The organism is Pseudomonas sp. B7, assembly GCF_016735645.1.
Taxonomy (GTDB): domain Bacteria; phylum Pseudomonadota; class Gammaproteobacteria; order Pseudomonadales; family Pseudomonadaceae; genus Aquipseudomonas; species Aquipseudomonas glycinae.
This window is the reverse complement of record NZ_JAERRE010000003.1, coordinates 228,743-253,887: the sequence shown is the minus strand read 5'-3', so window position 1 is coordinate 253,887 and position 25,145 is coordinate 228,743. Positions and strand designations below refer to the sequence as shown.

Genomic DNA, 25,145 nt, shown 5'->3' with positions numbered 1-25,145 from the left:
GCGCCATGAACCTCGGCCGCGTCCTCGCCCTGATCCTGCTCGCTGGCGTCAGCCTCGGCGCGGCCGCGTTGCCGCTGACCGATGAGGAAAGCGCCGGCAAGCGTCTGTACCGCGAAGGCCTGTCCGCCAGCGGCGAGCCGATCATGGCGCGGGTCGGGGCGGCGGATGTGTTGCTGCCGGCCACCAGCCTGCCGTGCGCCAACTGCCACGGCGCCGACGGTCTCGGCCGGCCCGAGGGCGGGGTGCGTCCGCCGGAACTGAACTGGTCGCGGCTGACCAGCATCCACGGTCAGCAACAGGTCAACGGGCGCAACTACCCGGCCTACACCGACAGCAGTCTGGCGCGGGTGATTCAGCAGGGCCGCGACCCCGGTAACAATCGCCTTGACCCGAGCATGCCGCGCTTCCTGCTGTCGATGAAGGATCAGCGCAATCTCACGGCTTACCTCAAACGCCTGGCCGATGACCGCGATCCGGGGCTCGATGACCAGACCTTGCACTTGGGCACCTTGCTGCCCAGCCAGGGGCCGCTGGCCGAGGAGGGCGCCACCATCGCGGCGGTGCTCAACGGCAGTGTGGCGCGGATCAATCAGGCCGGTGGCATTCACGGCCGGCAGTTGCGCCTGACCGTGGCCGATCCCGGCCCGGATCGCGCCAGCGCCGAACAGGCCCTGCAACGGCTGATCGAGGAAGAGCAAGTCTTTGCCCTGATCGCGCCGCTGGCCCCGGCGCTGGACAGCGAACTGGCGCCGCGTCTGGAGCAGTCCGGCGTGCCGCTGATCGGGGCCCTGTCGTTGCTCGGCCCGGTGCAGGCCAGCCCACAGATTTTCGAACCGCTGCCGGGCCTGCGTGAGCAACTGATCGCATTGGCCGACTACGCCACCGCCAGTCTGCGAGTGCTGCAAGGGCCGACGCTGATTGCCTATCCCGATGACCCGGCCCAGGTGCTGGCGGCACAGGTCCTCGGCCAATATCTACAGGATCACGGCTGGGAAAAAGTCCATCTGCAGGCCTACGACCCGGCGGCGGACAGCTTGCCGCTGGGCTCGCGCTCAGTGTTCTACCTCGGTAGCGGTGGAGGTTTCAGTCGGCTGGCGGCCGGATTGCAGAATGCCGGGCAGGTGCCGTACCTGTTTGCTGCGTCGAGCCAGGTGGCGGGGGATCTGCTGCAAGTGCCGGAGGGTTTTTCCCGGCGGGTGTTTCTGGCGTATCCGTTCGTGCCCAGCGACTGGACCCAGGCCGGGCGCATGGCCCTGACGCTGTTGCGCGAGCATCAAGGCCTCGGCGCCCAGCACGCGGTGCTGCAAGTCGGCGCCTACGCCTCGATGCTGTTGTTCAGCGAAGGCATGAAGCAGGCCGGCCGCGACGCCAGCCGCGAAAAACTGGTGGCGGCGCTCGAAGGCCTGCATGACTTCGACACCGGCCTGACCCCGCGCCTGAGCTTCGGCCCCGGCCGACGATTGGGCCTGAGCGGGGCGCACGTGGTCACCGTTGACTTGCCCGACCAGCGTTTTTATCTGGTCGCTCCCTACAAACCGATTATTGCCACGCCCTGACCGGAGGCCCTGATCATGAAGCTCAAAACCCTGTGTTGGCTGCTGACAGGCTGGTTGTCGGTGGGAATGGCGAACAATGAACCGGTGGCCGCCCGGGTCAACGGCGAGGCGATTTCCGAGTTTCGCCTGGAACGTTTTTTCGCCGAGTACCTGGAAGATCAGGGCCGCGCCGTGGCGAGCATCCGCAACCCCAAGGCCTATAAACAATTGCGTCAGGCCGCGCTGGACACGTTGATCGACAAGGAACTGCTCTGGCAGGAATCGCGCAAGCGCGGGGTCAAGATCGATGAGCAAACCGTGCGCGAACAGGTCGAACGGACTCGCACCGCCATCGGTGGCACCGACAAATTCCTCCAGCGTTTGCAGGACGCCGGTTTCGACGAGGCCTCGTTCACCGAGTACACCCACCGCGAACTGGCGGCGCAGCGGATGTTTGCCGAACTGACCCAAGTCCAGGCCCCGGACGAGCAGACGGTGCGGGCGTTTTTTGCAGAACACCGCGCTGAAATGGCCGCACCGGAGCAGGTCCAGGCCCGGCACATTCTGATCAAGGTTGCTGGCGATGCCGATGCCGCCACGGTTGAAGCGGCACGGCTACGCTTGGAAGAGTTGCGTGCCGCTATCGCAGGGGGGCAAACCTTTGCTAGCGTCGCGCAATCGGGATCGGAAGATGTCACCGCCAGCCAGGGCGGGGATCTGGGGTATTTCGCCCGTGGGCAAATGGTGCCGGCGTTTGAAACGGCGGCGTTTGCCCTCAAGCCTGGTGAAGTCAGCGAAGCGGTGCGCACACCGTTCGGCTGGCATTTGATCTTTGTCGAGAACCACAAGGAGGCGGCCGATGTCCCAGAGGAGCAAGGGCTGGAAACAGTCAGGGCGTACCTCGCCCGACAGCAACAGACCCAGGCTCGTCGTCAGGTGCTCGCGCGATTACGGGCAGAGAACAGGATCGAACGAATTGACGACGACTGAAGGTTCCCCCCCAATAGTGGGGAATGGCTTCGATGCCCATTCAGGTGCTTCCCCGTTTCTGGGGAACGGGGTACCGGGACGAGCGGGCATTTCCATTCAATTCAAGGACATGAAGACAAAAAATTACCGGCATTCAGCCTGGCATGAAGTGTGCGTTACCTCTTGTGAGGCGCACTCCAGCAGGTTCGGGTCATTGAATTTCAATTGCCGGCACTTGAGGTTTCAGGGAGTCCACCTTGGTTAACAAAGTACTGGTTGTCGAAGACGAACAGCTGCTTGCACAGAACCTTCAGGATTATCTGTCGGCGCAAGGGCTGGAAGTCCGGATTGCACATGACGGCGCAGAGGGAATCGGCCTGGCCGAGACTTTCGCCCCCGACGTGCTGGTGTTCGATTACCGCTTGCCCGATATGGAAGGGTTCGAGGTGCTCGACGCGGTCCGCCAGAACAGGACGTGTCATTTCGTGCTGATAACGGGTCACCCGACCGCTGAAGTCTGTGAGCGGGCGCGGCAACTGGGGGTCAGTCACATCCTGTTCAAACCGTTTCCTTTGGCGGAACTGGCCCGAGCTGTCTGCGACCTTCTGGGGATCCAGCGCGAAGCGAAACCCGGTGCGAGCCCATCCGAAGGCTTCGTCGAACGACGCCAGAGCAGGACCGAGAGCTTCCCGTTGCAGTTGTACGATGGCAGTTGGGTGCTGGCGGACCGCCGACGAAACCGGTCGGAGGCCATGGCACCGGACGACGATCAAATGCTCACCGGGGAGTAATGGCGCGATAGACGTTCCGGCACTCGCCGAATTCGCCTCCCGCGCCGTCAGGGCCTCAAGCCCCGGGTGTTGGAGAGCAAGCCATGGATCGTCTGTCCGTTGTCGTCGAACCGCTGTCGGTCAATCCTCCACAGGAGGCACAGACCCCGCCACGCTTTTCCAGTGAGCAACTGGCCCAGGCCCGGGCACGGGCCACCACGTCCGGGGAACGGGTGCTCGATGCACTGGCCGTGCTCTGCGAACTGGCGCCGATGCCGTTCATTGCCAGCCTCGGCGCCACCCTGCATTACCCGGTGCTCGACACCGACACGCTGTTTCTGGCGACCCCGGTGTTCGACCGGGTCACCCTCGCGCAATGCCTCAAACGTGAATTCATCCTGCTGCGCCACAACGACGAAGTCATCGGCGTGTTCGCCGACCCCTTCGACACGTCGCGCCTGGCCTGGATCGACGAATGCCTGCATGGCGCACCGCTGTATCTGGTGCATGCCGACGACCTCAAGGCTTATCTGGCCCGCCACGAAGAAAGTTTCCACGCCGTCGAATCGCTCAACGCCCAGGCCGACGCCGGCAGCGAAACCGACACTCTGCAAAGCCTGTCGTTGACCAGCATCAGCGAAGACTCGAGCGTGGTGGTGAAACTGGTCAACTCGACCCTGTACGACGCGCTGAAAATGCACGCCAGCGATATCCACCTCGGCACCACCGGCCAGGGCCTGGTGATCAAGTACCGGATCGACGGCGTGCTGAACAACATAGGCAAGATCCAGGGCAGCGAGTTCGCCGAGCAGGTGATCTCGCGGGTCAAGGTCATGGCCGAACTGGACATCGGCGAAAAACGCGTGCCCCAGGACGGTCGCTTCAAGATCGGCATCAGCGGCCGGCAGATCGACTTCCGGGTGTCGATCATGCCGAGCATCTTCGGCGAAGACGCGGTGCTGCGGGTGCTGGACAAACAGGACCTGGCCGACAAGGTCTGCGGCGTGCAACTGCAAGCGCTGGGCTTTGAAGACGAAACCCTGCGCCAACTGCGTCGCCTGGCTGCCGAACCCTACGGCATGGTACTGGTGACCGGCCCCACCGGCAGCGGCAAGACCACCACGCTGTACGCGATGATCACCGAGATCAACCACGGCGTGGACAAGATCATCACCATCGAAGACCCGGTGGAATATCAGCTGCCGGGCGTGCTGCAAATCCCGGTCAACGAGAAAAAAGGCCTGACCTTCGCCCGTGGCCTGCGCTCGATCCTGCGCCACGACCCGGACAAGATCATGGTCGGCGAGATCCGCGACCCGGACACCGCACAGATCGCCGTGCAATCGGCGCTCACCGGTCACCTGGTGTTCACCACCATTCACGCCAACAACGTGTTCGACGTGATCGGTCGTTTTACCCAAATGGAAATCGACCCCTACAGCCTGGTCTCGGCGCTCAACGCGATTCTTGCCCAGCGCCTGATCCGGCTGGTGTGCAGCAGCTGCAGCACGCCGGTCAATCCGAGCGATGAAGAGCTGCGCGCCTCGGGCCTCGATCCACAGAAAGTCGATCACTACCACTTCGTCCACGGCAAGGGCTGCGGCCACTGCCGGGGCAGCGGCTATCGCGGCCGCACGGCGATTGCCGAGCTGCTGCACCTGGACGACGAACTGCGTCAGATGATCGTCGAGCGCCAACCCATCACCCAGATCAAAGCCCTGGCCTGCGCCCGTGGTTTGCGCCTGTTGCGCGAATCGGCGCTGGAACTGGTGGAGCACGGTCGGACCACGCTGGAGGAGATCAATCGTGTCACTTTTATCGCGTGATCAATTTATCGCCGTGCTCGGCGCCAGCGGTGTCGGCCTCGGCCAGCGCCGGGGCAGCGACACCCTGTGGCTGGGCAGCGTCGGCTACATCGACGAAGGCTTTCAGAGCTACGCGGTGGCGTTGGACACCCTCGACCGTCTGCTCGGCGAACACACCCGTGCCGGTGCCGAGCTGAGCGTGGTGATCTCCGGCCACTTCAGCCGTTTCTGCCTGGTGCCGTGGAGCGAGCAGATCAGCAGCCCTGAGGAACTGCGCGGCTTCGCCCAACTGTGCTTCGAAGACCTGTTCGGCGCCCCGACCCAACCGTGGAGTCTGGTGTTGTCGGCCGAGCCGGCCGGGCATGACCGGATCGCCAGTGCCTTGCCGCAGGACTTGCTGGAACGCCTGCGCACGCTGGTCACGGGTCGCGGCCTGCGCCTGCGTTCGGTGCAGCCGTACCTGATGACCGCGTTCAACCGCTTCGACAAAAGCCTCGACGCCGGCGACTTCCTGTTCATCGTCGCCGAACCGCAACGCAGCGTGTTGCTGCTGGCGCGCGAAGGGCGCTGGTCGTCGGTGCGTTCGGTGGGTGGCAGCGACAGCGACGCGGCACTCAGCGCACTGATCGGCCGCGAACGGCAACTGCAAGCCTCCACCAGTGAACGCGCCTTCAACGTTTATCTGCACGCCCCGGCGCGCCTCGATGCGCAACCGGATGTGGCGGGGGTGCACCTGCGTACCCTCGAAGACAACTCGATGACCGTGCGTGACGCCTTGTACGTCATGTCCCGGGCGGTGGCCTGACATGCGCGCCTTGAACCTCGACTTCCAGCCTCGTCCGCGCTCAGGCCCGTTGGGCTGGAGCCTGCTCGGCGGCGGTGTGTTACTCGCGCTGGTGTGCTTCGGCCTCCAGCAGCACCTCGGCGAGCAGGCCGAGCAACAACAAGGTCACTTGCAGCACACCCAGCGCCAGCTCACCGGCGACAGCGGCTCCAAGACAACGCTGAGCCCGGCGGAAACCCGCGAGCAGGCGCAGAACCTTGCTGAAATGCGCAAGGTCTCGCAGCAACTGCGCCGCCCCTGGGAACGCCTGTTCGCCATGCTCGAAGCCATGCCGCGCGACGACATAGCCTTGCTGACCCTGACCCCGGATGCGCGCAAGGGCCAGGTGCGGATCAGCGCCGAAGCCCGCGATCTGCAAGCGATGCTGGATTTCCACAAACGGCTGGAGGCCAGTGACGAGCTGTCCGACGTGTCGCTGCTGAGCCACGAAATCGTCGTCAAATCGCCGGAGCAACCGGTGCAATTCAACCTGTCGGCGACCTGGGAGATAGGCGATGCGAATCCCTAGACTGATCGTTCACGAATACCTGCAAGGCCTCGGCGTACCGGGCCTGGCCGGTCTCGCGCTGCTGCTGGTCACGCTGGCCTGGGCACTCGGCGGTTTGCTGCCGGGCTGGCAATCGCTGCAACAGCTCAGCCAGCAGACCCAGGAAGCCACCGAGTACCTGGCCAAGGTCGAAGACGGCAGCATCGCCCCGCCCGTGGTGCCGCAACGTCAGCTGGATGATTTCCGTAACAAGCTGCCGGCCCAGCCGCAAGCCACCGTCGCCATCGACCGCATCTACGCGTTGGCCGCGCAGGAGCACATCACCCTGGCGCGCGGTGAATACGCCCTCGGCGTCGATCCCAAGACCCATCTGGCGCGCTACCAGATCCTGTTACCGGTGCGTGGCAGCTACCCACAACTGCGCCGCTTCCTGCACGCCTTGCTCGGCCAGTTGCCGGCGGTGGTGGTGGAAGACGTCGAGTTTCAACGCAAGAAGATTGCCGACACCGACCTCAGCGGCCGGATCCGTATGACCCTCTACCTGTCGAGGTCGTGATGGACACCAAACGCATAACCGGCTGGGTGGCGTTCTTCGGCGTGGCGGCGGCGCTGGCCTGGTTGCCGGAATATTTCTCGCCGAGCGACGAGGCGGATTCGACCGAAGTCGCCGTGGCCAGCCCGGCGAAAGCCAGCGCCCGTGGCGCCTTGCCCGCCAGCAGCGCCAAGGCGAATGCGGCGCCGATCAAGGACCTGAGCCCGGCCGGCGACCTGTTTGCGAGCAAATCCTGGAAGGCCGCGCCGACTCTGGCGACGGTCACCGAACAAGCGATCAACCCGACCCCGGTGGTGCAAGCCCCGAGCCTGCCACCGGTGCCGTTTCAGTTCGTCGGCAGGCTGCATGACCGCAGCGACCTGCAGGTGTTTTTGCAGGACGGCGAGAAAATCTACGTCGTGCGCAGCGGGGATGTGATCGACGACACCTGGAAGATTGCGGCGATTTCCGATGTGGAACTGAGCCTGGTCTACCTGCCTTTGCATTTGTCGCAGACCTTGTCTGTGGGGAGTACGCAATGAACAGATCCCGTTTGCTGATGAGCCTCGGCCTGTGTGCCGGGCTGGCCGCGTGCAGTTCCGCGCAGGTCGCCAACAAGGAAGCCGCCGACCTGATCGATCAGGGGCAGTACGAGGCGGGCCTGGCCCGGATCGAGGAAGGCTTGCGGGAAAATCCGCGCGACACCGAGCTGCACCTGCTGCTCAACAGCGGCCGGGCCAAGGCGATCACCGCGCTGCTGACCTCCGGCGACACCGACCGCGCCCGCCGCGACTTCGCCTCGGCCCGCACCGCCTACAGCCGGGTGCTGACCATCGAGCCGAACAACCGCCGCGCCCAGGATGCCCTGCGCCAGCTCGACTACCTGCGCAGCATGGATGAGAAACTTGAGCTGGCCCGTGGCGACCTGCGCCGGGGCGACATCTACGGCGCCGACCGTCAGGTCAAACAGATCCTTGAACTCGACCCGAAAAACGACGGCGCGCTGGAGCTGCAAGGCAACATCCGTCTGGTGCAGAGCCGCAACGTGATCCAGTACCCGCAACTGCGCACCCGGCTTGATCGCCCGGTGACCCTGGAATTTCGCGACGCCAACCTCAAGACCATTTTCGAAGTGCTGTCGCAGGTTGCCGGCCTGAATTTCATCTTCGACAAGGACCTGCGTCCGGACATGAAAGCCACGATCTTCGTGCGTGACGTGCGCATCGAAGACGCCGTGCAACTGCTGCTGCAACAGAACCAGCTGCACCAGAAAGTGGTGAACGAAAACACCTTGCTGATCTTTCCGGACTCGCCGCAGAAGCTCAAGGATTACCAAGAGCTGGTGATGCGCACCTTCTATCTGACCAGCATCGACGCCAACACCGCGCTGAACATGATCAAGACCATGCTCAAGACCCGTGACGTGTTCGTCGACGAACGCCTGAACACCCTGACCATGCGCGACACCGAAGACGCCGTGCGCATGGCCGAGAAACTCCTGCAATCGCAAGACCAGTCCAACCCCGAAGTGGTGCTGGAAGTGGAAGTGATGGAAGTCGCCACCCAGCGCATTCTCGACCTCGGCCTGCAATGGCCGAATACCTTCGGCGTGGTCAACAGCGACGGTTCGGCGGTGACCATTCTCGATCAACTGAAAGGCATCAACTCCAGCCGGATTTCGATCTCGCCGTCGCCGCAAGCCAAGATCAATGCGCAGGACAACGACATCAACACCCTGGCCAGCCCGGTGATCCGCGTCAGCAACCGCGAACAGGCGCGTATCCATATCGGTCAGCGGGTGCCGATCATCAGCGCCACCTCAGTGCCATCCACTCAAGGCCCGGTTATCACCGAAAGCGTCACCTACCTCGACGTCGGTCTCAAGCTTGAAGTGCAACCGACCGTGCACTTGAACAACGAAGTAGCAATCAAGATCGCCCTGGAAGTGAGTAACGCCACGCCGCTGGAGCCGACCCGCCAAGGGACGATTCCGGTGCAGGTCGACACCCGCAACGCCCAGACTTCGCTGCGTCTGCATGACGGCGAAACCCAGATCCTTGCCGGCCTGATGCGCAACGACCACGGCGCCACCGGCAACAAGATTCCGGGCCTTGGCGACATTCCGGGTCTGGGTCGGTTGTTCGGCAGCAACAAGGACACTATCGGCAAATCGGAACTGGTGCTCTCGATCACCCCACGGATCGTGCGCAACCTGCCGTACCAGAGCCCGTCGGACATGGAATTCCCCACCGGCACCGAAACCAGCATGCACATCCAGGCGCCGGATCGCTCGCAAAGCTACTCGATGCCAGCGCCTGCCGCGCAGCCTCGTGCAGTCGGTGAAGCGGCCGTGGCCACCACCCGTGTAACCGTCGAGAAGCCTTGATCATGAACGCCTCCCAACGCGGTTTTACCTTGATCGAAGTCGTGGTGACGCTGGCCCTGATCGGCCTGCTGGCCGGCATGGCCGCGCCGCTGACCGAGACCCTGGTACGGCGTGGCAAGGAGCAGGAACTGCGCACCGCGCTGTATCAGATTCGCGATGGCATCGACGCCTACAAGCGTGCCTTCGATGCCGGCTACATCGAGAAATCCCTGAACAGCAGCGGCTATCCGCCGAACCTGAAAGTGCTGGTCGAAGGCGTGCGCGACGTGCGCAGTGCCAAGGGTGCGAAGTTCTATTTTCTGCGCCGGATACCGCGGGATCCGCTGGTGCCGGCCAAACGTGACGACAACGGCGGTTGGGGCCTGCGGGCCTACAACAGTTCGGCCCAGAACCCGCGCGATGGCGAGGACGTGTTCGACGTCTACTCCCTCGCCCGGGGTAAAGGCCTCAACGGCATCGCGTACCGCGAGTGGTGATTCTCATGCGCCGGGAAAAGGGGTTTACCTTGCTTGAGCTGATGGTGGTGATGGCGATCATCGCGACCCTGATGACCATCGCCTTGCCACGCTACTTCAACAGCCTCGAGGCCTCCAAAGAGACCACGTTGCACCAGAGCCTGTCGGCCATGCGCGAGGCGCTCGATCACTACTACGGCGACACCGGGCGCTATCCCGACTCCATCGAGCAACTGGTGGAGATGCGTTACCTGCGCAACGCGCCGCTGGACCCGATCACCGAACGCAATGACCAATGGGTGCTGATCGCACCACCGGACGGTGTGGCGGGCGGCGTCGCCGACATCAAGAGCGGAGCTACCGGGAGGGCGCGTGATGGCAGCCAGTATTCCGAGTGGTAAGCACGCGGAGCAGGGTGGGTTCACCTACCTGGGCGTGCTGTTCCTGATCGTGATCATGGGCATGGGCCTGGCCAGTGCCGGCGAGTTGTGGTCGACCGCGTCGCGCCGCGATCGCGAGAAGCAATTGCTGTGGGTCGGCACCCAGTACGCCCAGGCGCTGCGCAGCTACTACCGCAGTTCGCCGGGCCTGGCGCAGTACCCGAAAGAGCTGGTCGACCTGTTGCAGGACGAACGTTTTCCGGAAGCCCGCCACCATTTGCGTCAGCTGTATCCGGACCCGATCGGCGGCGGCGAATGGGCACTGCAACGGGGTTTCGACGGACGCATCACCGGCATCAACAGTGCCTCCACCGAGGTGCCGTTGAAGCAGGCGGACTTCCCGTCGCAGTGGTCGGATTTCGAAGGCATGCAGCGTTATTCGGACTGGCAGTTCGTGGCTGAAAAAGCCTTTCTCGATGGCACCAACGGCCCGGCGAAGGGCCAGTCGGCATTGCCACAGGCGTTGCAGCCATGAGCCGCCATGTGTGGTGCGCGTTGATCCTCGCGGCCGTGGCGTCTTTCGCCAGTGCCAGCGAACAAGACGAAATGATGGGCTTCATCGTCGACGACACGATCTCGCACATCGGCCACGACTTTTACTACTCGTTCAGCGAGCGCCTGCGCGACACCAGCCGCATGGATTTCAACCTGGTGGTGCGCGAGCGCCCCGACGCGCGCTGGGGGAGCCTTGTGACCGTCGAGTATCAACAACGCCTGGTGTATCGGCGCTTCCTGCCGCCGAACACCGTGGAACTGAAGGACGAGGCCTACGAGGCCGCCGACTCGGTTCGACTGGAGGTCGTCCGGCGCAAGCTGGAAGCCTTGTTGCAGGACACCACCGACCTTGAGAAGGACGAACTATGAACACGACAACGTTCTCACGGCGCAGCGGATTCTGGATCTCGGGGTTGTTGATCGGGCTTGCCAGCGCTGCTGCCGTCCAGGCCACCGAACTGGTCTACACGCCGGTCAACCCGTCGTTCGGCGGCAACCCGCTCAACGGCACCTGGCTGCTCAACAACGCCCAGGCACAAAACGACCACGACGATCCGGACCTCAAGAAACGCTCGACGGTGGCCGGCACTTCGGCGCTCGAACGCTTCACCAGTCAATTGCAGTCACGGTTGCTGGGGCAACTGCTGGACAACATCTCCACCGGCAACACGGGGAGCCTGTCCACCGACGCTTTTATCGTCAACGTCGTTGATGACTCGGGGGCCCTCACGATCGAGGTGACCGACCGAGCGAGCGGCGAAGTTTCCGAAATTCAGGTGAACGGCCTCAACCCATGACGGGATGACGGTTCCGGGGAGTGATGGACATGAAAAAAATAATTGCGCTAGGGCTGATGTTGGCAGCATTACAAGGGTGCAGTCTGCGCGAGCCGATGCCGGCCGAGCAGGACACCGATACCCCGACCCTGACCCCCAGGGCCTCGACCTACTACGACTTGCTGAAAATGCCGCGACCCAAGGGCCGGCTGATGGCGGTGGTGTACGGCTTCCGTGACCAGACCGGGCAGTACAAACCGACGCCGGCGAGTTCGTTTTCCACCAGCGTCACCCAGGGCGCAGCGTCGATGTTGATGGACGCCATGCAGGCCAGCGGCTGGTTTGTGGTGCTTGAGCGGGAAGGGCTGCAGAACCTGCTGACTGAACGCAAGATCATTCGCGCTTCGCAGAAGAAACCGAATACGCCGGTGAACATTCAGGGTGAGCTGCCACCGTTGCAGGCGGCGAACATGATGCTCGAGGGCGGGATCATCGCTTACGACACCAACGTGCGCAGCGGTGGGGAAGGGGCGCGGTATCTGGGGATTGATCTGTCCCGTGAGTATCGGGTGGATCAGGTGACGGTGAATTTGCGTGCGGTGGATGTGCGTAGCGGGCAGGTGCTGGCGAATGTGATGACCAGCAAGACGATTTATTCGGTGGCGCGCAGTGCGGGGATTTTCAAGTTTATCGAGTTCAAGAAGTTGCTTGAGGCTGAGGTCGGGTATACGACCAATGAGCCGGCGCAGTTGTGTGTGCTTTCGGCGATTGAGGCGGCGGTGGGGCATATGGTGGCGCAGGGGATTGAGCGGCGGTTGTGGCAGGTGGCGGGGGATGCTTCTACGCCTTCGCAGGATGATGTTTTGAATCGGTACCTGACTCAGAACAAGATTGATCCGGAGGCTGAGTGAACTTGGCGGCCTTTGGGCCGACCAGGTTCTTTGGTTGTTTTGGGTACATATCCGTTGCTGCGGTAACGGCTTCTTATGGTTTCGCCCTTACGGCGACTCCCTTTGGCAAACGCCCCAAAGGAAGCAAAGGTCTGGGCCCCGGCGTTCGGCCCCTCGCTGGGGCTCGGGGTTCCTTCGCTCCGGGATTCATCCGGGGGCATCGCCTCCGGTTTGCTTCGCTGCACCTCCTCTCGATGCATGCGGCTTCGCCGCACGGTCGCTGCGCTCCCACCCCCGGATGAATCCCTCCACTCCGCCTTCCGAAGGGGCCGGCACGTCAAAAGCGGTACTCGAGCTAACGCTCATTGTTTGGTTTGGTGAGGGCGAAAGGCTGTGTAGATGGGGCTCGTTGTTTAGTTTGGTGTGGGCGCAAGAATGTGTAGATGGGTTTGGTTTTGATTTTTTTGTTCTGAAAGCTTGAGTTCAACTCGATGGTTCAGGCCGATGTAACTTGAATGAACAACTCGGTCGGCTCCCTCTCCCCCCGGGAGAGGGCTGGGGTGAGGGTCGACGTCCTAAAGTCTGTTTAAAAACGTGTCTGAATACACCGAACCTTCCCACAAGGTTTTCAGGTTGTCCGTCGGAAGCGCGGGCTCTAGCCTGTTTCGGTCGCTGCCAATTCAGCGATCGGGTCTGGAAACCCGGATGTGTGAGAAAGCGAAATCGCTTTTCATAACGTATGCTTGCGCACCTTCATTGTGTGCACGCCGTTATGGCGGCTGTGCGCGGGAGACATTTATGTCTGCCGGGTCGCGTTCTCCCCGGATTTCCAGCCCGCGTACAGCTGCCACCCATTCTTCCTGGAAGTCGATTGGGCTGGCTGCGACCATCAATGAGGACGAAATGACCATGAAAAAACCAACACCCAACCCACCCGAAACCCAAGCCAACCCCGAAACCGACCCAACCTCCCCATACACCTCCACCACCTCCAGAAAACTCCACGAAGCCGCCGAACGCGCGCTCGATCATTACCTCTGCCCCGGCGCCCACATCATGGGCAGCGTCAACGAACCCGCCCCGATGTACCTCGCCAACCCGGCCTACAACACCGAATCCCTGCTCGCCAACGCCAGCGAATCCCTGGGCTCGGCCAGCGAAATGCTCAACAACTTCGCCGCCACCCTCGACCCCGCCCACCGCAAGACCGCCCTGGGCATCGCGCAGATCCTCATGCTGGGTGAACTGGCCGTGAATCAGGCCTTGGATCACGTCGAACTGAAGGGCTGATCCAGCACATCCCCAATAAAAAAACGCGGCCCAGTAATGGGTCGCGTTTTTCACATTCGAACTGGAGTCACCATGGATCCCCTGATCTCCCCAATCATTTCAGACTTCGAAAGCGAAGAGCAGGCCGCCAGCTACGACCGCTGGTTGATTGCCAAAATACAGGCTTCAATCGATGACCCACGACCCAGCATTCCGAATGAGCAGGTGATGGCTGATATGTCGGCCCTGATGGAGGACAAACGAAGAAAGCATGAGGCGGGGTGAGGCTCTCGCAGCGGCAATACGAAAAAACCGCGATCCCTGACAGGAGCGCGGTTTTTGTTTGGAACGGAGCGAGCAACGTACTAGAAAAAACGACGTCGCGGGTACTCCTGACGCGTGTGCAGTACGTTCACGATTTCTATTCGATCAGTTACCCGATAGATGATCAGATAACTCGAATGTACAACAGCTTCTCGAGTGCTCGGGATCCGACCGGTTCGATAGAGGCGAGGATGTTCCAGAAGGTTGGATGCAGCTTTTCCAATCGCCCTGACGAGCTCTCTGGCTGCTCTCGGATGTCTTTCTGTTATGAAGTCGATAATTAGCATCAGCTTGGCCCGTGCTTCGGGCCTCCACTCAATCGACCTCGAAACCATTGTCTTTTGCCTTGAGCAAGGCATGTATCTCAGCCATCACCTGGTCATGCGAAATATTCGGACGCGGATCATCGAGAGAAGCCTGTACTTCGGCCCGAAACCAACGGTCATAACTCGCAGCCTGCTCCTCAGGACCAAGATCCGAAACAACCGGGCACAGTGGGTCGATCAAAGACGGGTCGATCATGGAACCTCCGGGTTTGGTGCCTGGAAGTCTATTCGGTAACGGAATCGCTGTCGTCGCTGTCTGGATGAATTGCATGTGGGCCAAGCTCCATGGGGATCAAGTTGTCCCGGCAAATCCTAGAGCCTGCACTTCCGACGGCCAACCGCCAGAATTCGTCAGAAAACTCCCCGAATTTCTGAAAACGTTCCGTTTTCCGTAGGACGCCACTCAAGCGTCAGCGCAAAAAAAACCGCGACCTCAAGATCGCGGTTTTCCAACACCCAACACTTACTGCTGCAAAACCGTCGCCTGGTTAGCCGACCCGAACTGCTGAATATTCGCGGTCTGCGTCATCCCGCTCTGATCCACATTGGCAATGTTCCCGGTGCCGCCCTGGGTTACATACGCCACGTTCATGGTGTCAGCCTGTTTGACGGTGATCATGTTGTCGCTGCCATACAGCTGCGCGGTGTAAGCCTGGTTGCCGGTGCCGGATTGATCGAATTCGGCGCTGTTGCCCGAGCCGTTCGATGAGCCCTGCACCAGGTTGGTGGTGCCGCGTTGGTCGGCGATGAGGATGTTGTCGCTGCCGTTCTGATCGAAGTACAGCTCGTTGTAGGAATCCGCCTGGCTGACCGTGGTTTTGTTGCCAGTGCCGGTCTGATTGGTGGTCATGATCTGGCCGATGCCGTCCTGGGTGAAGCTGGCGATGTTGCCGTTGCCGGTCTGATTGACCGTGGCGCGCTGGTTGCTGCCGAACTGGCCGCCATGTTGCGGGCCTTTCCAGTTGCTGGCGTAGACCTTGTTGTCGTTGCCCACCGAGGTGGCGTTGAGGGTGTGGCTGTCGCCGTTCTGGTAGGTGAAGTGCACGTTGCCGTTGCCGACTTGATACAGGGCCAGGGTCGAGTTGACCGATTCGAACTGGTCGGCATAGATGGCGTTGGTGTTGCCGACCTGGGTGACGGCGGCGGTGTTGTTTTCGCCGAAGCTCTGGTCGACCACGGTTTCGTTGCTGTCGCCGTACTGGTTGACGGTGGCCTGGCTGGCCAGTTGCGAGTCTTGCCAGATTTCGGTGCCGTTGAGGTTGCCGAACTGGTTGATGGTGATGGTGCCGCCGGTGCCGTTGCGCTGGTCGCCGTAGGCGTAGTTGCCTTCGCCGGCCTGGTTGATGCCGATCTGGCCGCCGTTGTGCAGCACTTGTTCGGCGGTGCCGTAGTTGGCGGTGCCGTACTGGGTGATCACCGAGCTGTTGCCGGTGCCTTCGTACAGTTGCTCGATGTTGGCTTCGTTGCTGTCGCCGAACTGGAAGGTCTTGCCTTCGCTGCCGTTCTGCGAGTCCTGGTAGACGAACGAGAAGTTGCCGGTGCCTTGCTGTTGTTGCAGGGCCTGGTTGCCGGCGCCGAAGCCGAGGGACTGGCTGGCGTGGGCGGTGTTGAAGGCACCGGTCTGTTGTTGGGTGATGGTGCTGTTGTCTTCGAAAAGCTGCTCGGCGTAACCGGCGTTGTAATCGCCGACCGCGTCCTGGGTGATGACGCTGGTGGCGGTGTCCTGCACGGCGGCGGCGTTGTTGCCCTGGCCCAGTTGGGTCTGGGTCGCGGTGCTGAACGGGGCCTGGGTCTGCTTCACATCAGCGATGTTGGCCGTACCGAACTGGCTCTGGGTGGAAAGGCTGTCGTCGGCCATGGCCTGGGCACTGATCATGACCAGGATGGCGGCGGTGAGGGGCGTCAGTTTGAACATGATGAACTCTCCGATGATTGCAGTGCTTAGCGATATTGCTTGACCGAAACGCTCATGCCGTTGCCCGACTGGCTCACGGCGCTTTGCAGCCCCGTGCCGGCCTGCTCGATGCTGGCGTCGTTGTTGTTGCCGTTTTGCGAAATCTGCGCACGGTTGTGGCTGCCGGTTTGCGTGATGGACGCGGCGTTGCCGGAGCCGTTTTGCGTGATCAAGGCCATCAGGTCGCTGCCTTGTTGCAGGATGTACGCCTCCTGATTGCTGCCCGACTGCACGATCTTGCCCAGCAGCGACTGACCGTTCTGCGAGAGCAGGGCGAGGTTGACCTGGCCGTTCTGGTCGATCAGGGCTTGCTGGCCCACGGGGGGCGGCAGTTCGCCGAGATCGGCGCTGTTGGGCGCCAGGTCGTCGTTTTCCATCAGGTCGTCGGCGCGCACGCCCGCACTGACGCACAGGGCGAGCAGGCAAAGCAGGGCGGCGGTCGGCGTGTTCATGGCAAATATCCTCTCGGGCGTTAACCGTTGAGCGTTGCCCCGCCTGCCCGAAAGCAGGCGGGGCACTGGCTCAGAGCGTGGTCACCGACACCGTTCGCACGGTGCCCTGGGACGAGCGGATCGTGGCGGTCGGGTTGGCTGATGGCACGACCAGCGTGTTGTTCAGCGTCAGCCGCCAGCGTCCGGTCACCGGTACCGTGGTGGTGCCCAGCGTTACCAGCCCGGTCGGGGTGGTGACCTGCACGGTGATGGTGTTGCCGGTGGTCACCGACGAGGTACCGGCGAAGTCCCAGTTGAAGCGGCCGCCGGAACGGGCCTGCACGGTCGAAGTGGTGATCGTGAAGGTTTCCGCCGCTGGCCGTGGCGACACTTGCACCGTGACGGTCGCCGGCGTCGACTGGGCGCCGAAGCTGTCCCGGGCGATGTAGGTGAAGGTCGTGGTGAAGGCCGTGGTCACGGTGGCCGGTGGGGTGTAGGTGATCACCGTGCCGTCCGTGCTTACCGTGCCGCGTCCTGCCGGCGGTTGGGTCAGGCTGGCGACGCCCAGCGGCACATTGCCCTCCGGATCGGTGTCGTTGGCCAGGACGTTGATCGGGATCGCGACACCGAGGGTGGCGACACTGTCGGCAACGGCGGTCGGTGGCCGGTTCGGCGCGACGCTGATCGTTACCGTGGCCGGGTTCACCGAGGCCAGGCCTTTGTTGTCCTGGGCCTTGTAGGTGAAGGTGGTGGTCAGCGGAGTATTGACCACGGCTGGCGGGGTGTAGACCACCGACGTGGTGCCGTTCAGGGCCACGGTGCCTTGGCCGGCTGCCGGTTGAGTCAGGGCAGTGATGCTCAGCGGCACATTGCCGTCGGGGTCACTGTCGTTGGTCAACAGGCTGAGGGTGATCGGCACGCCGAAGCTGGTGCTGCCGGTGTCGGCGACGGACAGTGGCGCCTGGTTCTCACCGGTGTCCGGTGCTGCACCGACCACTACGACTGGCTCGGTGTCGCTGCCGCCGGCGGCGGATTTCACCGTGACGGTGGCGGGTGGCTGGGTCAGGTCGGCCACGGTGATTTTTTGCAGCGTGCCGGTTTTCGACAGGCGTCCGTAGCCCTGCGCAACCATGTCCGGCACCGCAACTTCATCGGTCGAGGTGGCTTCGATCAGCAGGCTGTGGCTGGCCCAACTGTAGCGGGCGGTCTGGATTTTCACCACGTCGGTGAGTTTGGCCGAGACGGCAGTCGGACGGGTCGTGCCGGCCGGGTTGGTGGCGGTCACGACCACCACCGACGGCAAGGTGCCGGTGCCCAGGCGCTGGCCGAAGAACAGCCCGTTGTTGTCACCCAGCAGACTGGTCTCGCAAGGCGTCGGCGGCGGGCCGGGCAGCAGCGCTACCGTTTCGCGGAAGCACAGGGTCGAGCTGCTGTCGGCCTTGGCAAACACTTCGGCGCGCACACCGGCCGAGGTACGGCGATAGGTGGCGCGGTCGACGGCGACGTGGGTTTGCTGACGATTGTCGAGGACCTTGCCGGCGACGGTGAACAGGTTGGTCTGAATCGAGCCAACACCCGACGGACCGTCGATCCGCAGGAAGTTGGTGTTGAACGGGCTGCCGGTCACCGCTTCGGTGAGGTTCGGGTCGCCGACGAAAGTTTCGATGCCGCCGGTGTCCGGGTTCACTTCGGTGTACGGGCCGTTGATGCTGCGCAGGAACGGTCCGATGGCACCGTTGAGCGCGCCACTGAAGTTGCCCGGCGCACCGATGCCGATGTCTTTGGTGATGTTGATCGCCCGCCGGCCAGGGGTGGTGACGTTGACGGTTTCAACGCCGTACGGGTGGGTGATGGTGTAGGTGCCGGCCACCGGGACGTTCACCCGGATGCGGATCCGCGCGAAGCTTTGCTGATCGCCATCCACCGGATTCCCCGAGGCGAACGCCGCTTCGATCCCCGCCACGTAGGCATCCACGCCGAAACCGGCGCCGTTGTTGGGGATCGCGGTTTCCGCCAGGAACCAGAAAGCTTCCGGCGGCCAGTTGTCCGGGAACACCATCGGCAGGGTGTCATCGAACACGCCCGGTTCCGGCAGCAGGGTGCACATGTACGCCGGCGGGGTGCTGACCGGCACCCGCGAACTGGCGGCGCGCGACTGGCAGAGCTCCATCGACAGTTGATTGTTGTCCTGATACCACATCGGGAATTTCCCGGTGGCGAAGGTGTAGGGGCCGGGATCGACGGCGGCCAGTTGCGCGAACGCACTGCCGGTCAGCGAGATTGTCAGCCCGAGCGCGTTGAGCGCGAAGCGTGGCCACTTGTTCATGATGCCTCCTGATGCGGATCTGGGCATGTGAGCGTTCATTGCACGATGACCACTTCTTCGGTATCGCTGCCGCCGTTGGACGACGTCACCCGAACCTTGGCCGGTGGTATCGGCGTGATCCCGGTGGCCAGGGTTTTCTCCGCACCGTCGCCACCCAGCGCACCGATAGCGGCGCCGGTGTCGGAGGTGGCGGTGAGCACCGGTGGCGAGGTTTCGTCACTGGTCGTGGCCACCACGGTCAATTGCCCGGAACTGAGGCTGTACTCGGCGCGCTGGATCACCACCAGGTCGGTCAGGGTCATGGGCAGGGTGGTCGGCGAGCTGGTGGCGATCGCCAGGTGGTTGTCGGCGGTCACTTGCAACACGGCCGGCAAAGTCGGGTTGACCGCCGATTGCGCATACCAGCTGCCGGTGCTGTCGGCTTCTTTCATGTTCACCACGGGCGTGCTGCTGGTGATGGCCGCGGTGCCCGGTGCCGGCGGGGCTTTGACGAACACGTCTTGTTGGGCCACTGGTGCGCTTTCACCGGGCTTGCGCGAGTAGGTGCTGCGCTCAGTGATCAAAGGCGTTGGCCGCACCACTGTCGACAACTTGCCGGACACGGCGAAAGTCGTGCTGCGCAGGTCGATGCCACCGGGGCCTTCGATGCGTACGAAGTTGGTGTTGAACGGGCTGCCGGTTACGGCCTCATTGAGGTTCGGATCGCCCACGAACTGCTCGGCCGCACCGGTCAACGGGTTGGTCTCGGTGTACGGCCCGTTGACGCTGCGCAGGAACGGGCCGATGTCACCCTTGAGCGCGCCGTCGTAGGTTTGCGGGGTGCCGATGCCGATGTCGCGGGTCATGTTGATCGCGCGCCGGCCGGGGGTGTCGACGGTGAACACATCGACGCCGTAGGGGTGGGTGATGACGTAGGTGCCGGCGGTGGGCACATCGACCCGGATGCGGATCCGCGCGAAGCTGATCTGGTCGCCCTCCACCGGATCACCGGCGGCAAAGGCAGCTTCGACGGCGCTGACGTAAGTCAGATTGATGCCGCGTGCCGCATCGACGATGGAGGTATCGCCAGTGAACCAGAAGGCTTCATCGGGGAAGTTGGTGGGGAATACGAGCGGTTGCGTGTCATCGAACACGCCGGGGGTCGGCAGCAGCGAGCACATGTAAGACGGGGCGCCCGGGGTGCTCGGCACGCGTGAGCTGAGTGCTTTGGACAGGCACAGATCCAGGGTGCGACCGTGGGTGTCCTGATACCAGCTGGCGAAACCGCCATTGGCCGGTGTGTAGGGACCCGGGTCGACGGCGAACAGAGCGGCCTGGGCAATGCCCTGGGCCAAAGCGCTCACGACCAGGACGGTCGCGGTTTTGGACAGTAAAGGGTGCATGAGTTAATCCCTCTATCAAAGTACCTGCCCCTTGGGGATGGGTCAGTTGCTGAGGGGCTTTACAACTTCCATACCAACGACCGGCCAACCGGCGGCAAAGGCCCGTGGCGCAAGGGCTGGAAGCTGGACACGCAGGAAGAGGGCGAACGTCCGGATAGGGCGACTGTCCCCAGCATTGGGGATTGTGGGGGCATGAACGCCTGGCGGTTTTCGCCTGACCGGGAAATCGGCTGAGTGTGGGGCCGTTCACCCCCCGCATCCGGGCAAACACCCAACCGTGGGCTATAACCCTATAGGGACGTATCGGGAAGTCGCCGCCATGAACATGCAGTCACAATCGCTACCGGTCGAGGAGGGCAGCCAGCGGCTGAACTCGCGCAAGCAGCCGTTCAACCTGTTGCGCTGGTTTTCATTGATCAGCATGGCGGTGATCGGCACCGTGGCGGTGGCGCTCGGGGCGGTGTCGACACGGTTCGTGATCGAAGAAAGCGTGCAGCGCGATGCCTTGCTGACCGCGCAGTTCATTCAGGCCATCGCGTCGGCGGAAGTGCGCCACGTCTCGATTCCCAATATCCGCACCATGGGCGAGTTGCTCGACCCTCGTCAGGACAACGATTTTCCCGATGTCGACCCGCAGGCCCGAGCCAGCGCCAGAGGCGAGTTTCTTGATCACATCGAGCATTTGCCAGATGTGATCCTCGCCAACATTTATGCGCCGGACCGTACCGTGATCTGGTCGACCAACCCGGCGCTGGTCAACACCCGCATTCATGCCGACGAAGACCTCGACCGGGCGTTCGATCAAAGGATCCCGGTGTCGGCGAGTTACCACAACGTAGACAAGGGCCGTGAAGAACAGAAGTTCGTGGTGCCGCCGGAATACATCTTCATCGAAAACTACATTCCACTGTTCGACGCCGAGGGCAAGAACGTCACGGCGATGGTCGAGATCTATAAGGAGCCCAAGGACCTGATCGCCCGCATGGAGCGCGGTCTGGCGCTGATCTGGCTGGCCACCGCGCTGGGCGGCGGGCTGATTTACCTGGGGTTGTACTGGATCGTGCGTCGGGCGGCGATTCTGCTGGCAGCCCAGCAGAAACAACTGATCGCCAACGAAACCTTTGTCGCGCTGGGCGAGATGTCTTCGGCGGTGGCCCACAGTCTGCGCAACCCGCTGGCGACCATTCGCTCGAGCGCCGAACTGGCCCTGGAATTCGACGCCGGGCCGGCGCAGAAGAACATCAAGGACATCATCGGCCAGGTCGATCGCATGTCGAAGTGGGTGCGCGAACTGCTGCAATCGCTGCGACCGCTCAATGACGACCCGGAACCGGTGAACCTGGTGGCGGCGCTGCACGACAGCCTGATGGCGTTCGAGCAGCAGATTGCCAAGGCTGGTGTGAACGTGGTGTTTCAACCTCAGCAGACGCCGATGGTGCTGAGCCATCCGGTGCAGCTCACACAAATCCTCAACAGCCTGCTGGCCAACGCGCTGGAAGCGATGGACAAGGGCGGCACACTGACCATCACCCTCGAACCGAGCGACAGCCGTGGCGTGAGCGTCATGCTCAGCGATACCGGCAAAGGCATGAGCGAAGAGCAGCGCAGCATGGCGTTCCGGCCGTTCTTCACCACCAAACAGGGTGGCCTCGGCGTGGGGCTGGTGCTGGTCAAACGGATCATGGAGCGCTTCGGCGGAGGCGTAAGCCTCGACAGCCGGGAAGGCAAGGGCACCACCGTTCGTCTGGCGTTTCAACTCATTCAGTAAATTGGGGTGAACTTCTCCCCAGCAGTGGGTGTCAGGCCCCAGTCACCGGGGAGTGGGGCATGCAACAGCACTCGCAAGCCCCTGTAACAACTGGAAATGATTTTTTGGCGAGTTAATTGCAAAACACCATCACCCCTTCCTTAGATGAGGCGGCTGATGATGGACAGAGCAATGCGTGACCCCAAAAAGCTGTTCCTGTTGACGCCACTGAGCGTCTTCCTGATGTTGGCCCTTGGCCAGATGACCGGGGTCCGAGCGAGCCCGATCGACGACGAGAATCAGCCGGAAGCGTCCGACCCGTCGGCCTATTACGACGAGCCCGAAGACCGCGCTGGCGCGCTCAATGCAATCCTGACGATGCCCGAGGCCAACTTAGACTCCTTCGATCTGCCTGACGGGGTCAAAGGCACGCGCAACACGACGCGCATGGAAAACATCCTGCCGCCCACCGTCCAGACCAGTTTCAATTACCCCACCAACGGCAAGCCAAGCCCGCTGTACGGTGCCCAGCCGTTCACTCAGCAACTGGTGCTGTTCGAAGAGTTCGGCCCGGAAAAACTCGACCCGACCACACCGGCTGCGCCGTTGAGTTTCCCGCCGGCCGCCATCGGCCCGGCGCCGGCGCAAGACCCGAACAACATCGCCCGCAGCGCGCCTCCCGGCACGGCGCTGGATGCGTTTTTGCGTCAACCGGGGCTTACGCCATTTCCGAGCCAGTATGCCAACACGGTTGACCGCAACCCTTGGCAGGCGCAGATCGAACTGTTTCTCAACCGTCACATCGGTTCCTCCGCCGAAGGCCGGCCACCGGGAAAAGGCTGGGCTCATCAGCGCTGGAACGAGTTCTACCCGCAAGTCGCCTACAAGACCGTGCAGACCGGTGCGCGGCTGAACGGTGGTCTGCGTGATAGTCGGCAGATGCACGGTTACGCGGTCGGCGAATTCGGCCCCGGCGGTCTGTACCACAACGTCGCGGGCGTGCCGGCGACCGATGGCACGGCCAAGGGTGTCGACCCACGGTTCCACCCGGCGATGCCGGTGCAGGACCACAACTCGGTGTGGACCTTCGACGGCACGCTGCCGCCGAAACTGTTGATGGTGCGCTACGGCCAACCAGTGCTGATGCGGCACTACAACGGCTTGCCGATCGACCCGTCGGCCAACCGCGGTTTCGGTCTGCACACCATCACCACCCACGAGCACAACGGCCACGCGCCGGCGGAAAGCGACGGTTATGCCAACGCGTTCTTCTTCCCCGGCCAGTACTACGATTATCGCTGGCCGATCCAGCTCGCCGGCTACGACAGCATCAACACCAAGGCTGAAGACCCGCGCGCCGCGTTTCCGTGCGCACCGGGGGAAACCCTGTGGGTCAACGACATGCAACCTGCGAAAAAGACCTGCGACCACGGCACCATCAAGATTCGTGGCGACTGGCGCGAAACCATGAGCACCCACTGGTTCCACGACCACATGCTCGATTTCACCGCGCAGAACGTCTACAAGGGCAACGCGGCGATGATGAACTACTACAGCGCCCTGGACCGTGGCAACGAATCGGTGAACGACGGCGTCAACCTGCGTTTCCCCAGCGGCAGCGCCTTGCCGTGGGGCAACCGCGACTATGACGTCAACCTGGTGTTCGCCGACAAGGCCTGGGATCAGCAGGGCCAGTTGTGGTTCAACCCGTTCAACACCGACGGCTTCATCGGCGATCAGGTGCTGGTCAACTGGCAGTGGAAACCGACCCTCGACGTGCGGGCCCGCAGTTATCGCTTCCGCCTCCTCAACGGTTCGGTGTCGCGCTACTTCAAGCTCGCGCTGGTGCGGGAAGTCAAAGGCACCGGCGGCGAATTCCAGGGGCCGAGAAACTCCGGCGTGTCGTACAGCCGAGTGCCGTTTCACATGATCGCCAACGACGGCAACATCATGGAACACAGCGTGCCGTTCGACGGTTCGATGGACCTCGATGCCGACGGCGACAAACAGAACCACAACGCGATTCTGCCGACCCAGGGCATCGCCGAGCGGTTCGACATCATCGTCAACTTTGCGAAAAACGGCATCAAGCCGGGCGACAAGCTGTTCTTCGTCAACCTGCAAGCCCAGGACGACGGCAAGGGCCCGAAAGAAGTGATCCCGCTGGCCGACGTGCTGTCGGAGAAATACCTGGCAGTCATCAAACAGACCAGCAAGGGTCCGCAATGGGATCGGGGTGACCCGGTGGTGGGCAAGGTCCTGCAACTCAACGTCAAGGCTTATACCGGCCAGGATCTGTCGATGAACCCGGCGGCCTACGAACCGGCCAAACCGGGCAAGGCGGAAGGCCTGGTGATGATTCCGCTGAAGATCCACCGTGACAACGCTGCCGACAAGGCGTTGCTGGCCAAGGCGCTGCACCGGACCTTCACCTTCGGTCGCGCCGACGGCACCGATGAAGCGCCGTGGACGATCAAGACCGATAGCGGTTTCGGCTTCCACATGGACCCACGCCGGTTGAATGCCTCGACCAAACTGGCCAGCGGCCCGACCGACGCCGGGGTCAACGGCATCGGCACCCTGGAAGTCTGGAACATCAGGGCTGGCGGCACGGGCTGGAGCCATCCGGTGCACGTGCACTTCGAGGAGGGGATCATCCTGAGCCGTGGCGGCAAGGCCCCGCCTGAGTGGGAAAAATGGGCGCGCAAGGACGTCTACCGGATCGGTTCGGAGGCCGACGGGCTGGACAACGTCGAGATGGCGATCAACTTCCGCGAGTTCGCCGGGACCTACATGGAGCACTGTCACAACACCCAGCATGAGGACAACTCGATGCTGCTGCGTTGGGACCTCGAGAAACCCGGGCAACTGCAGTTGATGCCGACACCGCTGCCTAGCTGGGATGGCGTGCGCTACGTCAACTCCGCCGCGCTGCCAACCTTCCGCACTGGCGACGGCTTCGGCCCGCAAGTGACCGTGAAACCATGAGCAGGGAGGGAGCC

Annotated in this window: 25 protein-coding genes; 19 read left to right on the top strand and 6 right to left on the bottom strand. The window is 62.7% G+C overall.

Annotation, left to right across the window (positions count from 1 at the left end; genetic code table 11):
* Positions 1-5 precede the first annotated feature (5 nt).
* The 17 genes from JKA62_RS09815 to relB (JKA62_RS09735) all read left to right on the top strand — a co-directional run bounded on the left by JKA62_RS09815 (position 6) and on the right by relB (JKA62_RS09735) (position 13,938).
* Positions 6-1,556: an ABC transporter substrate-binding protein gene (locus tag JKA62_RS09815; RefSeq protein ID WP_085655714.1), complete on the top strand. Its 1,551-nt coding sequence runs from the start codon at positions 6-8 to the stop codon at positions 1,554-1,556.
* A 15-nt stretch (positions 1,557-1,571) separates the two neighbouring features.
* Positions 1,572-2,525 carry a peptidylprolyl isomerase gene (locus JKA62_RS09810; RefSeq protein ID WP_201817627.1) on the top strand — a complete coding sequence of 318 codons (954 nt, stop codon included), beginning with the start codon at positions 1,572-1,574 and terminating at the stop codon, positions 2,523-2,525.
* A gap of 236 nt (positions 2,526-2,761) precedes the next feature.
* Entirely contained in the window at positions 2,762-3,295 is a 534-nt protein-coding gene (locus JKA62_RS09805; RefSeq protein WP_007956122.1) for a response regulator, read from the top strand.
* A gap of 83 nt (positions 3,296-3,378) precedes the next feature.
* Entirely contained in the window at positions 3,379-5,100 is a 1,722-nt protein-coding gene (locus tag JKA62_RS09800) for a GspE/PulE family protein (RefSeq protein WP_011333429.1), read from the top strand.
* Positions 5,081-5,884 (top strand): hypothetical protein, encoded by an 804-nt coding sequence (locus JKA62_RS09795; protein WP_041475198.1) that lies wholly within the window; start codon positions 5,081-5,083, stop codon positions 5,882-5,884. The genes JKA62_RS09800 and JKA62_RS09795 overlap by 20 nt, the downstream gene beginning before the upstream one ends.
* A 1-nt stretch (position 5,885) precedes the next feature.
* Complete coding sequence (locus JKA62_RS09790) at positions 5,886-6,431, top strand: PilN domain-containing protein (RefSeq protein WP_011333431.1); 546 nt, start codon at positions 5,886-5,888, stop codon at positions 6,429-6,431.
* Positions 6,418-6,966 (top strand): GspMb/PilO family protein, encoded by a 549-nt coding sequence (locus tag JKA62_RS09785; RefSeq protein ID WP_011333432.1) that lies wholly within the window; start codon positions 6,418-6,420, stop codon positions 6,964-6,966. The genes JKA62_RS09790 and JKA62_RS09785 overlap by 14 nt, the downstream gene beginning before the upstream one ends.
* Positions 6,966-7,484, top strand: a complete 519-nt coding sequence (locus JKA62_RS09780; RefSeq protein ID WP_007956134.1) for a hypothetical protein — start codon at positions 6,966-6,968, stop codon at positions 7,482-7,484. The genes JKA62_RS09785 and JKA62_RS09780 overlap by 1 nt, the downstream gene beginning before the upstream one ends.
* Positions 7,481-9,328 (top strand): secretin N-terminal domain-containing protein, encoded by a 1,848-nt coding sequence (locus JKA62_RS09775; protein WP_011333433.1) that lies wholly within the window; start codon positions 7,481-7,483, stop codon positions 9,326-9,328. The genes JKA62_RS09780 and JKA62_RS09775 overlap by 4 nt, the downstream gene beginning before the upstream one ends.
* A 2-nt stretch (positions 9,329-9,330) precedes the next feature.
* Positions 9,331-9,804: a type II secretion system protein gene (locus tag JKA62_RS09770; RefSeq protein ID WP_011333434.1), complete on the top strand. Its 474-nt coding sequence runs from the start codon at positions 9,331-9,333 to the stop codon at positions 9,802-9,804.
* Between the two features lie 5 nt (positions 9,805-9,809).
* The gene (locus JKA62_RS09765) at positions 9,810-10,184 is read left to right on the top strand and encodes a type II secretion system protein (RefSeq protein ID WP_011333435.1); all 375 of its coding nucleotides are present in this window, start codon (positions 9,810-9,812) and stop codon (positions 10,182-10,184) included.
* Positions 10,159-10,698, top strand: a complete 540-nt coding sequence (locus JKA62_RS09760; protein WP_201817625.1) for a type II secretion system protein — start codon at positions 10,159-10,161, stop codon at positions 10,696-10,698. Before JKA62_RS09765 ends, JKA62_RS09760 begins: the two co-directional genes overlap by 26 nt.
* Positions 10,695-11,087, top strand: a complete 393-nt coding sequence (csgE, locus tag JKA62_RS09755) for a curli production assembly/transport protein CsgE (protein WP_011333437.1) — start codon at positions 10,695-10,697, stop codon at positions 11,085-11,087. Before JKA62_RS09760 ends, csgE begins: the two co-directional genes overlap by 4 nt.
* Positions 11,084-11,515 (top strand): curli assembly protein CsgF, encoded by a 432-nt coding sequence (locus tag JKA62_RS09750; protein ID WP_007956141.1) that lies wholly within the window; start codon positions 11,084-11,086, stop codon positions 11,513-11,515. The genes csgE and JKA62_RS09750 overlap by 4 nt, the downstream gene beginning before the upstream one ends.
* Before the next feature lie 29 nt (positions 11,516-11,544).
* A complete protein-coding gene (locus tag JKA62_RS09745; RefSeq protein ID WP_039769045.1) occupies positions 11,545-12,405 on the top strand; it encodes a CsgG/HfaB family protein in 861 nt (286 codons plus the stop codon).
* 888 nt (positions 12,406-13,293) lie between these two features.
* Entirely contained in the window at positions 13,294-13,674 is a 381-nt protein-coding gene (locus tag JKA62_RS09740; protein WP_011333439.1) for a DUF6124 family protein, read from the top strand.
* A gap of 72 nt (positions 13,675-13,746) precedes the next feature.
* The gene (gene relB, locus JKA62_RS09735; RefSeq protein WP_085748461.1) at positions 13,747-13,938 is read left to right on the top strand and encodes a type II toxin-antitoxin system RelB family antitoxin; all 192 of its coding nucleotides are present in this window, start codon (positions 13,747-13,749) and stop codon (positions 13,936-13,938) included.
* 80 nt (positions 13,939-14,018) lie between these two features.
* On the opposite strand, the gene JKA62_RS09730 is transcribed toward relB (JKA62_RS09735), so the two are convergent.
* From JKA62_RS09730 to JKA62_RS09705, 6 genes are all read right to left on the bottom strand, one after another.
* Positions 14,019-14,264, bottom strand: a complete 246-nt coding sequence (locus JKA62_RS09730) for a type II toxin-antitoxin system RelE/ParE family toxin (protein WP_442962196.1) — start codon at positions 14,262-14,264, stop codon at positions 14,019-14,021.
* A gap of 28 nt (positions 14,265-14,292) precedes the next feature.
* The gene (relB, locus tag JKA62_RS09725) at positions 14,293-14,499 is read right to left on the bottom strand and encodes a type II toxin-antitoxin system RelB family antitoxin (RefSeq protein WP_085712084.1); all 207 of its coding nucleotides are present in this window, start codon (positions 14,497-14,499) and stop codon (positions 14,293-14,295) included.
* 267 nt (positions 14,500-14,766) lie between these two features.
* On the bottom strand, positions 14,767-16,218 hold the full coding sequence (locus tag JKA62_RS09720) for a curlin (protein WP_011333441.1): 1,452 nt from the start codon (positions 16,216-16,218) through the stop codon (positions 14,767-14,769).
* Positions 16,219-16,244: 26 nt separating this feature from the next.
* Positions 16,245-16,709, bottom strand: a complete 465-nt coding sequence (locus tag JKA62_RS09715; RefSeq protein ID WP_011333442.1) for a curlin — start codon at positions 16,707-16,709, stop codon at positions 16,245-16,247.
* A gap of 70 nt (positions 16,710-16,779) precedes the next feature.
* Positions 16,780-19,014 carry an Ig-like domain-containing protein gene (locus JKA62_RS09710; protein WP_201817620.1) on the bottom strand — a complete coding sequence of 745 codons (2,235 nt, stop codon included), beginning with the start codon at positions 19,012-19,014 and terminating at the stop codon, positions 16,780-16,782.
* A gap of 35 nt (positions 19,015-19,049) precedes the next feature.
* Complete coding sequence (locus JKA62_RS09705) at positions 19,050-20,396, bottom strand: hypothetical protein (RefSeq protein WP_011333444.1); 1,347 nt, start codon at positions 20,394-20,396, stop codon at positions 19,050-19,052.
* A 319-nt stretch (positions 20,397-20,715) separates the two neighbouring features.
* Here JKA62_RS09705 and JKA62_RS09700 point away from each other — a divergent pair, with 319 nt between their 5' ends.
* Both JKA62_RS09700 and JKA62_RS09695 read left to right on the top strand, forming a co-directional pair.
* Positions 20,716-22,164 (top strand): sensor histidine kinase, encoded by a 1,449-nt coding sequence (locus JKA62_RS09700; RefSeq protein ID WP_201817618.1) that lies wholly within the window; start codon positions 20,716-20,718, stop codon positions 22,162-22,164.
* 159 nt (positions 22,165-22,323) lie between these two features.
* Positions 22,324-25,131, top strand: coding sequence for a multicopper oxidase domain-containing protein (locus JKA62_RS09695; protein WP_041475523.1), 2,808 nt, complete (start codon positions 22,324-22,326; stop codon positions 25,129-25,131).
* Positions 25,132-25,145 lie beyond the last annotated feature (14 nt).